This is a genomic window from Streptococcus agalactiae ATCC 13813 (genome assembly GCF_000186445.1).
GTDB lineage: Bacteria > Bacillota > Bacilli > Lactobacillales > Streptococcaceae > Streptococcus > Streptococcus agalactiae.
The window spans coordinates 886,316-898,122 of record NZ_GL636070.1 but is presented as its reverse complement, the minus strand read 5'-3'; the positions used below and the strand labels follow the sequence as shown (position 1 = coordinate 898,122).

Genomic DNA, 11,807 nt, shown 5'->3' with positions numbered 1-11,807 from the left:
AACTAAAAAAGTCTCTGAAAGCTATTTACAATTGATTATATTATCACAAGTCTATTAAGCAGGTTTAAAATCATATTATCAGACACTATAAGAAATATCTGGTGTAGCCTGATTGTATTAAAATATTTAGTATATCTATTTACCTTGCTCATTGTCCAAATGGGAGGTTCATCTCAAAGTATTACAGTATAACACGTTAAACTGTAGCCTATAAATTTCCTAAAATTTCTTTACAATATCATCCTCATCAATCATGTTGCTCTTTAACACTAAAACTACTTAAACACAGAAATTTCCAAAAGAACAAAACAGTTAAACTGACTAATCGTTTAGTTCTTTTAGATTGAAGATGAAATGGTAAACGAGAACTATCGGCTATATTTAAAAATGATTCTCTAGACAACTTAGCTTTATTAAATATTGTTAAACTAGCAATCCTGTAGAAGTAGTTCTTACCAATTCTCTCTTCATGTCTTTAATAAAATCACAGCATTAAGTCATCACCCTAAGATAGTTAATCAAAATTTTCCATTGCCATATTTTTAGCTAATGTTCTAATAACCTTTTTGGTGGTACGAATCTCTTCTTTAGTAATACCTGCTAACATAGTACTGTGCAATTTTTCTAAGAAAATTTCAAATTGTGTAGCCTTTTTTTTACCTAGGTGAGTCAAATAAAGGTATTTTACACGCTTATCTGTCTTAGATGGTACAATCGCAATAAAACCATTTTTTTCCATCCGTTTTACCAAATTAGAAGCTACAGACTTAGAAATGTGTAAGATTTCTTCAGCATCTTTTATAGACATATCCTTGTCAGGATGTTTATAGAGATGCATCACTAAGTGTCCTTGTGGACCCGCTAAATGTTCAACATCATACTCTTTTGCATAACGATCTAAATACTTTTCGAGTTGATTAACAAGTATTCGTGCTTTTTTGAAGAGGATTCTCCATAATAATACTCCTTTAATAGTTATCGTGAGAACTATTTTAAAACAACCTTTATTAACTGTCAATTAAAAGTTACCGTGAGAACTATTTTTACATTAATATTTCTAAAAAACACCTATCATTCGTCAAATAAAAAATGATTTCGCTTACTTTTTAATATTAAAAATATATGTTCGCTTTTTATATTTTTAATTATAAATTTATATTGATTTTTAATGTAAATGATAGTAAAATACAAATGTAATATTTATTTAATTTACAGGAGATTTAAATGAAAAAGAAAATTATTTTGAAAAGTAGTGTCCTTGGTTTAGTCGCTGGGACTTCTATTATGTTCTCAAGCGTATTCGCTGACCAAGTCGGCGTCCAAGTTATAGGCGTCAATGACTTTCATGGTGCACTTGACAATACTGGAACAGCAAATATGCCTGACGGAAAAGTTACTAATGCTGGCACTGCTGCTCAATTAGATGCTTATATGGATGATGCTCAAAAAGATTTCAAACAAACTAACCCTAATGATGAAAGCATTAGAGTTCAAGCTGGTGATATGGTTGGAGCAAGTCCAGCTAACTCAGGGCTTCTTCAAGATGAACCAACCGTTAAAACATTTAATGCAATGAATGTTGAGTATGGCACATTAGGTAACCATGAATTTGATGAAGGTTTGGCAGAATACAATCGTATCGTTACTGGAAAAGCTCCTGCTCCAGATTCTAATATAAATAATATTACGAAATCATACCCACACGAAGCTGCAAAACAAGAAATTGTAGTGGCAAACGTTATTGATAAAGTTAACAAACAAATCCCTTACAATTGGAAACCTTACGCTATTAAAAATATTCCTGTAAATAACAAAAGTGTGAACGTTGGCTTTATCGGAATCGTTACCAAAGACATCCCAAACCTTGTCTTACGTAAAAATTATGAACAATATGAATTTTTAGATGAAGCTGAAACAATCGTTAAATACGCCAAAGAATTACAAGCTAAAAATGTCAAGGCTATTGTAGTCCTTGCTCATGTACCTGCAACAAGCAAGGATGATATTGCTGAAGGTGAAGCAGCAGAAATGATGAAAAAAGTCAATCAACTCTTCCCTGAAAATAGCGTAGATATTGTCTTTGCTGGACACAATCATCAATATACAAATGGTCTTGTTGGTAAAACTCGTATTGTACAAGCGCTCTCTCAAGGAAAAGCCTATGCTGATGTACGTGGTGTCTTAGATACTGATACACAAGATTTCATTGAAACCCCTTCAGCTAAAGTAATTGCAGTTGCTCCTGGTAAAAAAACAGGTAGTGCCGATATTCAAGCCATTGTTGACCAAGCTAATACTATCGTTAAACAAGTAACAGAAGCTAAAATTGGTATTGCCGAGGTAAGTGGCATGATTACGCGTTCTGTTGATCAAGATAATGTTAGTCCGGTAGGCAGCCTCATCACAGAGGCTCAACTAGCAATTGCTCGAAAAAGCTGGCCAGATATCGATTTTGCCATGACAAATAATGGTGGTATTCGTGCTCACTTACTCATCAAACCAGATGGAACAATCACCTGGGGAGCTGCACAAGCAGTTCAACCTTTTGGTAATATCTTACAAGTCGTCGAAATTACTGGTAGAGATCTTTATAAAGCACTCAACGAACAATACGACCAAAAACAAAATTTCTTTCTTCAAATAGCTGGTCTGCGATACACTTACACAGATAATAAAGAGGGCGGAGGAGAAACACCATTTAAAGTTGTAAAAGCTTATAAATCAAATGGTGAAGAAATCAATCCTGATGCAAAATACAAATTAGTTATCAATGACTTTTTATTCGGTGGTGGTGATGGCTTTGCAAGCTTCAGAAATGCCAAACTTCTAGGAGCCATTAATCCCGATACAGAGGTATTTATGGCCTATATCACTGATTTAGAAAAAGCTGGTAAAAAAGTGAGCGTTCCAAATAATAAACCTAAAATCTATGTCACTATGAAGATGGTTAATGAAACTATTACACAAAATGATGGTACACATAGCATTATTAAGAAACTTTATTTAGATCGACAAGGAAATATTGTAGCACAAGAGATTGTATCAGACACTTTAAACCAAACAAAATCAAAATCTACAAAAATCAACCCTGTAACTACAATTCACAAAAAACAATTACACCAATTTACAGCTATTAACCCTATGAGAAATTATGGCAAACCATCAAACTCCACTACTGTAAAATCAAAACAATTACCAAAAACAAACTCTGAATATGGACAATCATTCCTTATGTCTGTCTTTGGTGTTGGACTTATAGGAATTGCTTTAAATACAAAGAAAAAACATATGAAATAATAAAAATAGGTTTGGATATTTTATCCAAACCTATTTTTATATCAATATGCCTTCCAAATGATCTAACTCGTGTTGACAAATTTGAGCTGGAAAATCTGTCAACTTGATTTGCTGTTCTTTCCAATTGATATCACGATAAGAAATCGTAATGTGACGATATCGTTGTGTACTTCTGCAACCTACGAGAGAAAGGCAAGATTCTTCTGTCTCATATGGATCCGATTTTGCAACTAATACAGGGTTAAACATTACTAAATTTGTAATACCTACATTGATGATAATGACACGCTTCAGGCTACCAATCATATTTGCTGCCATACCTACACAATAATTTTGATTAGCATGCAAAGTATCCTGTAAATCTTTTGCTAAGCTCACATCTGCTCTACTAGCCATTTGTGATTTTTGTTGTAAAAAGAAAGTATCTCTAACAATTGGTTTTATCATTTATTTTAACCTAACTCTATTATGATAATACTAGTATACCATAGGTTAGCTAAGGACCATGATAAGAGATTAAACAATACTTTGTGCAGACATAGCTTGAGCAACTTTTAAAAAGCCTGCAATGTTAGCACCTAGAACCAGGTTACCACTATCGCCAAATTCATCAGCCGCTTCGGAAGCATTCACAAAAATAGTTTTCATAATACGTTGCAATTCTTGATCAACTTCTTCAAAAGTCCATACCCTACGACTAGAATTTTGTGCCATTTCAAGCGCTGAAACAGCTACTCCTCCTGCATTGGCAGCTTTAGCAGGACCAAAAGCAAGCCCTGCCTTTTGGAAAACTTTAATAGCACCCAAGGTAGATGGCATATTTGCTCCTTCTGTTACTGCCAAGACACCATTTTCAACTAATAACTTAGCGTCTTCTTCGTCTAATTCGTTTTGAGTAGCACACGGGAAAGCTAAATCTGCTTTAATAGACCAGATACTACCTTGATCTGCTGGTGTGAAATTAGCTTTTGGATGTTTCTCCGTATATTTAACAATACGTGCTCTTTCAACCTCTTTTATCTGTTTCAATGTTTCAAGGTCAATACCGTCTGGATCATAAACATAACCTGAAGAATCTGACACAGCTACAACAGTTGCACCCAACTCTTGTAATTTTTCAGTAGCATAAATAGCCACGTTACCAGATCCCGAAACCAGTGCAACTTTGCCAGTTAAATCTTGACCACGCGCCGCTAGCATTTCTTTAGCAAAATAGACTGCCCCATAACCAGTTGCTTCTGTACGAGCCAAAGACCCACCATAAGTCAGTCCTTTTCCGGTTAAAACCCCATTTTGATAACCATTTAAACGCTTATATTGACCATAAAGATAACCAATTTCACGTCCACCTACTCCAATATCGCCAGCTGGCACATCTAAATCTGGTCCAATGTATTTTTGAAGTTCGGTCATAAAACTTTGTGTGAAACGCATCACTTCATTATCTGATTTCCCTTTTGGATCAAAGTTCGACCCTCCTTTGCCACCACCAATTGGTAGACCTGTCAGTGAATTCTTAAAAATTTGTTCAAATCCTAAAAATTTGACAATAGATTGTGTTACTGTAGGGTGAAAACGTAAACCACCTTTATAAGGACCAATAGCTGATGAAAATTGTACACGATATCCTCGGTTAACTTGAACCTGGCCTTTATCATCTACCCATGGAACTCTAAAAGAAATCACGCGCTCAGGCTCAACCAAACGTTCTAAAAGATTTTCTTCAATGTACTGAGGGTATTTATCAAAAACTGGTACTAGTGACTCAAAAACCTCTTCAACCGCTTGTAGAAATTCTTCCTCATGCTCATTTTGCTTCTTCACTTTCTCTAAAACACTTGCTACATATGTCTTTCCGCTTGTCATTTATTTTCCTCCGCATTGTTTTAATATAGTTAGCATTATAAATTGTCAGAATTTTCTTGTCAACTATTTGCTATGGTATCATTCTTAGGAGCAATTTTAAAGGTAATTCTTTGACTTTTACTGACTTTCGTTCTATAATGAGACAAATATTTGATTGGAGTATCTATATGAAATGGTTCCCACTTGTTGGAGGTATAATTGCCTTATTAGCTGGCTTCTATCTCTTTATAAATCCTGTAACAGTTGTAGCAACTCTGGGTTGGTTCATTGCTTTATTTATCTTTATTTATGGCATTTCAAATTTAGTACGCTACTTGCAAGCTGATTCTTATCACCGTAGCCCTTGGTATCTAGTTCAGAGTATCCTTGCTGTTATTTTTGGTATCATTTTACTATCCAGCTCAGCAATGTCACTTTCAAATACTGTCATGACTATTTTAGCATACTGGCTACTGGTATCTGGTATTTTACGACTTTTAGGTGGTTTCCAAATGCAAAAAATTAATTTCCCAGGTGCCAAATCCTATAAACGTTCGGCTTATATTGCACTCATTTTAGGTATTATTTTACTGATTCAACCTACCTTATCAGCAGCCATCATTGGAAGATTTGTAGCCTTTATATTAATAGCAATTGGAGCTTCGGCTATTTACACTTTTACTCGTATTAATTATTAAAAGGACATGTTTCATGTCCTTTTTTTTATCTATTGATGACGTCATTTACTATTTGAAAATTGACTATTATATAATTCGTAATAAAATCCTTTATCTGCTAGGAGTTTCTGGTGATTACCCTGTTCGATGATTTGACCATCCTTTAGAACTAAAATGTTGTCTGCCTCTTGAATCGTTGATAGACGGTGTGCAATGACAAAACTAGTTCTTCCTTCCATCAATTTTTTCATAGCTTTTTGAATAAGCAATTCCAACCTTGTATCAACAGATGAAGTCGCTTCATCTAAAATTAAAATTTTAGGATCTGCTAATAAAGCACGTGCAATAGTCAACAGTTGCTTTTGTCCTAAGGAGATATTGCTTGATTCTTGATTCATCACCATATTGTAGCCACCAGGTAACGTTCGAATAAAGTGGTCAACATTCGCAGCTTTAGCAGCAGTAACTATATCCTCATCACTGGCTTCAAGATTACCGAATCTAAGATTTTCTTTTATTGTGCCTTCATATAACCAAGCATCTTGCAACACCATGCCAAATTGTTGGCGGAAATCTTGGCGTGACAGGTGTCTAATATCGTGACCATCTACGGTGATAGCACCTTCACTAACATCGTAGAATCTCATGAGTAAGTTTATAAGTGTTGTCTTACCTGCACCTGTTGGCCCTACAATTGCAATCATTTGCCCTGGTTCTACATCTAGGTTAAAGTCGCGGATAAGTGGCTTATCCGGATAATAGTGAAAATCGACACCATGAAAGCTGACTTGACCGGTTAAGTCATGGCTCAATTTTTCAGTGACTTGATTGGCTTCCTCTTCTTCATCTAAGACTTCAAAAATACGTTCTAAGGAAGATTTTGCACTTTGCAAAACACCTGCTAATTGTGTAATGGTTTGAACGGGTTGACTAATTTGCCAAACATACTGCACAAATGCCTGCATGTTACCAATTGTTAAGGTACCAGCAATAACTTGTAAACCGCCAACAAATGCAATGATAAGGTAAATAAAATCAGAGATACCATTCAATACTGGCATCATAATTCCTGAAATGAAGCTAGCTTTGAAACCTACATGACGTAGATTATCCGTTATATCACGAAATTCTTGACTAGACGCCTCTTCTCTACCATATAATTTTATGATATTGAAACCAGTTAATTTCTCTTGTACAAAACCATTCAGTTCTCCCAGAATCTTTGCCTGTTCTTTAAAGTAAGGTTGGGATCTTTTTAGTATCGTTTGTGCACTAAAATAAGTTACAGGAATACAAGCAATGATAATCATGGCTAATGGTACATTTAGATAAAGTACCATAACGACTACTAGAATAATACTTAAAAAAGCATTGATAATCTGTAAAAAGCTCTGTTGTAAAGCATTTGAGACCGTTTCAACATCACTTGTAAAACGTCCCAACATATCTCCAAATTGGTGCTTATCAAAATACGATACAGGAACTTTATTGATTTTACGATTCAAATCATGACGGATATCACGGATACTTTTTTGAACGACAGTAGTCATAAAATAATTTGAGCCATAAGAACCTAATTCATAGAAAACACCTCTGAAAAAATAAATAATCAAAATACCAGCAATATAAGGAACGTTCAATTCTGCTCCAGAAACTCCCTTAGCCATATCAACAAGGTTAGCAGTCAACTCTGTTATCGCTAACCCTAAAATAAAAGGCTCCAGAACACTCATAAAACTAGATAAAACTTTCAAAAAAATCGCTAAGAAAAGAGTAGCTTTGTAGCGAGTTAGGTAAGACCATAATCTCAAAAAAACAGATTTTTTTCTCATACAATCACTCTCCTTCTGATAAGTTTTGGTTCTTCAGTTGTGACTCAGCGATTTCACGATAAATAGCATTATTTTCTATTAATTGAGCGTGGGTACCACGACCGACAATTTCGCCTTCATCAAGGACAATAATCTGATCAGCATCCATAATCGTACCCACCCTTTGAGCAACTATCAAAACTGTAGAATCACCGGTTACTTCTTTTAGACGCGCTCTTAAAGTAGCGTCTGTCTTATAATCGAGAGCAGAAAATGAATCATCAAAAATATATAAATCTGGATCTTTAACAACAGCCCTAGCAATAGATAACCGTTGTTTTTGACCCCCAGAAAGATTGCTCCCACCTTCAGCTAAATGCGTTTCAAAGGCTTCTTGGTGACTCTCAATAAACTCTTTAGCTTGAGAAATATCAACCGCTTGTCTAAGATCATCAATAGTAGCATCAGCTTTTCCATATTTTAAATTCTCTCCTATTGTCCCTGTAAATAAAAGAGCTTTTTGGGGGATAAATCCAATCTTTTGGCGAAGTGATTTAAGGTTATAATCTCTTACATCAACTCCATCTACTAAGATTTTTCCAAGTGTCACATCATAAAAACGTGGAATCAAATTAACAAGAGAAGATTTTCCTGAACCTGTTGAACCAATAAAAGCAATTGTTTCTCCAGGCTTAGCTTTAAAAGAAATATCATGCAAAACGGGACTCTCTGTTTCTCCTGGATAAGCGAATGTTACATTATCAAATTCTAAATGCCCTTTGAGTTTCGTATCCGTAACACCTTCGGTATTAGGATTAATAGAGATTGGCATATCCATCACCTCTCTAATACGATGGCTTGATACCACCATACGAGGATACATAGTAAAAAGATTGGCAAATAGCAAAAATGAAAAGAGAGCATGGAAGCTATATTCGATAAAAGCAACTAAATCCCCTATTTTAATAGCACCTCTTTGTAAGGGATCCAAAGCAAACCAAACGATAGCCACAATCATTGCAATAATAATTTGAACGAAAAGTGGTTCTGTTAGCCCTGTTAATTTAAAAAGACTAGTTGAAGTATCTGTGTAACGTTGGTTAGCGACTTGAAATTTTTGTGATTGAAAATTCTCTCTTGCAAAGGCTCTAACAACGCGTAACCCTGTTAAATTTTCACGAACATATTGATTGATTTTATCAAGCATAGCCTGTTGTCTTTCAGATAAAGGTTTTGTTTTTATAGCTACATATAAAATAACTCCTACCAAAAGAGGCATTGCAACCGCTACAAGCCAAGCCAAAGATGGACTCGTAATTAGTATCATAACCACGCTAAAAATCATTACCATAGGAGTTACTAGGCCTAAACGTAAAGACATTTCAGCAAATTGCATCAAAACAAAAGTATCGCTTGTCATACGTGTCACTAGTGAAGATACACCTATCTGTTCATATTCATGATGGGAGTATTCTTGAAGCTTAGCATACATATCATTACGCATATCTCTAATCATTGTTGTCGTTAAGCGACTAGATGCGTAAGCCATCGTAATACGCCCAATAATACCTAGTACAACAAATATAAACATGATGAACGTCCACAGATAAACTCCAGTCCGATCACCTTTTGTAACGCCATTATCAATCATACCTGCTAAGGCTGTGGGCATTCCTAGGATAACCGTCACAAAAAGCATAGCACCTAGTAAATCAAGCCATAACCAATTTGGGTACCTTTTCAAATAAGACCAAATATATGCCATATATGTCTCCTTTTCTTTCCTCTTATCTCAAAATAATTAATCCATGTTCACTAATCCACTTTCAACTTATAAATCTTTAATCATCCAAATATCCATAGCTGTATGACCTTGATCATTTGCTATTGGTTGCGATAAGGCACAATATCCCATATGCTTATAAACCGCAGTTGCCCTACTCAAAGTACTGGCTGTCTCTAAATAAAGTTGTCTATACCCAATTTTTCGAGCTTCTACTTCAATCATTTTCACTAAATCAGTAGCAAGCCCCTTACCACGGAAACGTTCTGCAATGTACCCCTTCTGCATCTCTGCAATTAGATTTTTCAGCGGACCAAAGCCGCCACAGCCAATAATCTCATCTCTCTCCTCAATGACAAAGAATCCTGACTTCTCTATTTTTTGTAGTATGAGGTCAAATGATCTAAGCGAGGGTCTGAATATGCTGTACCAGGTTTATCTAAATCATAGGCGCGTAAACTTTGTCGAATTAATTGTGCAACTGCTTGGTCATCATTTTTAATAATCGGACGGATAATCATGTGTCTAACTCACTAAGGTACTCATAACGGTCATACTTTTCTAGAAGTGCTTCATTTTTTGCATCTAATTCCTTTTGTAAATCAGATAACCTTGTAAAATCACTACCACATGTTTGCATATCATTTTCTATACGAGTGATAGTATTTTCCAATATCATAATATTGTCTTCAATTGTCGCCCATTCTTGTTTTTCAAAGTAAGACATTCTTTTACGACTTTGCTTTTCACGACTTGTCTTGGTACTCTCTTTTTTACTGATAACTTCATTATTTTGCTCATTAAATGCTTTTTCATCTAAATAATCAGTATAATTACCAAAAAATTCACGGATATCGTTATCTTCAAACGCAATAATTTTATTAGCCACTTTATCTAAAAAGTAACGATCGTGACTAACTGTAATCACAGGACCACCAAAGCCTTGTAAAAAATTTTCAAGAACAGTTAATGTAGCAATATCTAAGTCATTTGTCGGCTCATCAAGTAGTAACACATTAGGCTTTTCAATCAGGATTTTTAAAAGGTAAAGTCTTTTTTTCTCACCACCTGATAATTTTGCAATTTGTGTTCCATGTGTCGAACGTGGAAAGAGAAATTGTTCCAATAGTTCTGTCACACTTGTTGTACCGACACTAGTTTTAACCTCATCTGCAACCTCTTGCAAATAATTAATAACACGTTTTGAGCCATCTATATTATTAAGTTGTTGTGAAAAGTAACCTACACGTATCGTTTCACCAATAGAGACATTACCCGAATCCGGCTGTAAATCTTGAACAATTAAATTAAGTAAGGTTGACTTTCCAACACCATTATCTCCAACGATTCCAATACGATCTTTATTTTGAATTAACAAATTAAAGTCTTTCAAGATAGATTTATCTGGGTAAGAAAAAGAGACATTTTCAAAATTAATAACCTTTTTCCCAATTCGACTTGTTTCAAATGTCATTTCCAAATCGCTTGTATCGCTTGTTTGGTGTAAATCGTTTTTTAGATTTTGAAAACGATTAATACGAGCCTGTTGTTTCGTTGCACGAGCTTGTGGCTGAGTACGCATCCAAGCTAGTTCTTGTTTATAAAGCTGTTTCTTTTTATGTAAACTAGCAGCATCACGCTCGTCTTGTTCTGCACGAAGTCGGACATAATCCTGATAATTGCCTTGATATTCTGTAATCTGTGCCTTATCTAATTCAAAAATACGTGTTGCAATATTGTCTAGAAAATAACGATCATGAGTTATAAAAAGCACTGTCTTTTTACTATTTTTCAAAAAATTCGTTAACCATGCAATAGTGTCAATATCTAAGTGGTTAGTAGGCTCGTCTAAGAGCAATAAATCTGCATCATTTAATAATACTTGCGCTAATTGAACACGTCTTCGTAATCCTCCTGATAATTCACCAACCGACAACTGCAAATCAGTAATACCTAATTTGGATAATACTGTTTTGACTTCGCTCTCAATAGACCAAGCATCTAAAGAATCCATTTCTGCCATTACTTTCTCTAGACGTGATTGCTTACTTTCTTCGTAGTGATTAAGCAATAATTCATATTCTTTAATTAAAGCCATCTCTCTTAAGTCAGAAGAAAGTACGGTGTCCAAAATTGTCTGAGAATCATCAAAGTTTGGTTCTTGTTTTAAATAAGCAATCTTATAATCATTAGCTGATGAAAAAGGGGAACGATCACCATCAAAACCTAATTCACCCGAAATAACATCTAATAGTGTTGTCTTTCCTGTTCCATTGACACCAATAATCCCAATACGGTCTAAACTATGGATGATAAATGAAACATTACTAAAGACCGTCTTATCACCAACCGACTTAGTCAATCCATCTACTAAAAAATCGCTCATATAATCCT

The 11,807-nt window shown here is 34.9% G+C and carries 7 protein-coding genes and 2 pseudogenes; 2 read left to right on the top strand and 7 right to left on the bottom strand.

Annotated elements, in window-relative coordinates; translation table 11 throughout:
* Positions 1–514: 514 nt before the first annotated feature.
* Positions 515–956, bottom strand: a pseudogene (locus tag HMPREF9171_RS06165) (MarR family winged helix-turn-helix transcriptional regulator).
* Between the two features lie 268 nt (positions 957–1,224).
* On the opposite strand from HMPREF9171_RS06165, the gene HMPREF9171_RS108825 reads away from it, so the two are divergent.
* Positions 1,225–3,297 (top strand): surface-anchored 5'-nucleotidase, encoded by a 2,073-nt coding sequence (locus HMPREF9171_RS108825; protein WP_000726917.1) that lies wholly within the window; start codon positions 1,225–1,227, stop codon positions 3,295–3,297.
* A gap of 36 nt (positions 3,298–3,333) precedes the next feature.
* Here HMPREF9171_RS108825 and HMPREF9171_RS108830 read toward each other — a convergent pair whose 3' ends face one another.
* Together HMPREF9171_RS108830 and gdhA are read right to left on the bottom strand one after the other, a co-directional pair.
* The gene (locus HMPREF9171_RS108830) at positions 3,334–3,744 is read right to left on the bottom strand and encodes a peptide deformylase (protein WP_000594936.1); all 411 of its coding nucleotides are present in this window, start codon (positions 3,742–3,744) and stop codon (positions 3,334–3,336) included.
* A gap of 69 nt (positions 3,745–3,813) precedes the next feature.
* Positions 3,814–5,163 (bottom strand): NADP-specific glutamate dehydrogenase, encoded by a 1,350-nt coding sequence (gene gdhA / locus HMPREF9171_RS108835; protein ID WP_000200438.1) that lies wholly within the window; start codon positions 5,161–5,163, stop codon positions 3,814–3,816.
* A gap of 167 nt (positions 5,164–5,330) precedes the next feature.
* Between gdhA and HMPREF9171_RS108840 the strand changes: the two genes are divergently transcribed.
* Positions 5,331–5,840, top strand: coding sequence for an HdeD family acid-resistance protein (locus HMPREF9171_RS108840; RefSeq protein ID WP_000870957.1), 510 nt, complete (start codon positions 5,331–5,333; stop codon positions 5,838–5,840).
* A gap of 41 nt (positions 5,841–5,881) precedes the next feature.
* Here HMPREF9171_RS108840 and HMPREF9171_RS108845 read toward each other — a convergent pair whose 3' ends face one another.
* From HMPREF9171_RS108845 to HMPREF9171_RS108855, 4 genes and pseudogenes are all read right to left on the bottom strand, one after another.
* Positions 5,882–7,651, bottom strand: a complete 1,770-nt coding sequence (locus HMPREF9171_RS108845) for an ABC transporter ATP-binding protein (RefSeq protein ID WP_001227941.1) — start codon at positions 7,649–7,651, stop codon at positions 5,882–5,884.
* Positions 7,652–7,655: 4 nt separating this feature from the next.
* Positions 7,656–9,395, bottom strand: a complete 1,740-nt coding sequence (locus HMPREF9171_RS108850; RefSeq protein ID WP_000323501.1) for an ABC transporter ATP-binding protein — start codon at positions 9,393–9,395, stop codon at positions 7,656–7,658.
* A 66-nt stretch (positions 9,396–9,461) separates the two neighbouring features.
* Positions 9,462–9,934: pseudogene (locus HMPREF9171_RS01000000112955) on the bottom strand (GNAT family N-acetyltransferase).
* Positions 9,931–11,799 (bottom strand): ABC-F family ATP-binding cassette domain-containing protein, encoded by a 1,869-nt coding sequence (locus HMPREF9171_RS108855; protein WP_001279332.1) that lies wholly within the window; start codon positions 11,797–11,799, stop codon positions 9,931–9,933. Before HMPREF9171_RS108855 ends, HMPREF9171_RS01000000112955 begins: the two are co-directional and overlap by 4 nt.
* Positions 11,800–11,807: the final 8 nt, after the last annotated feature.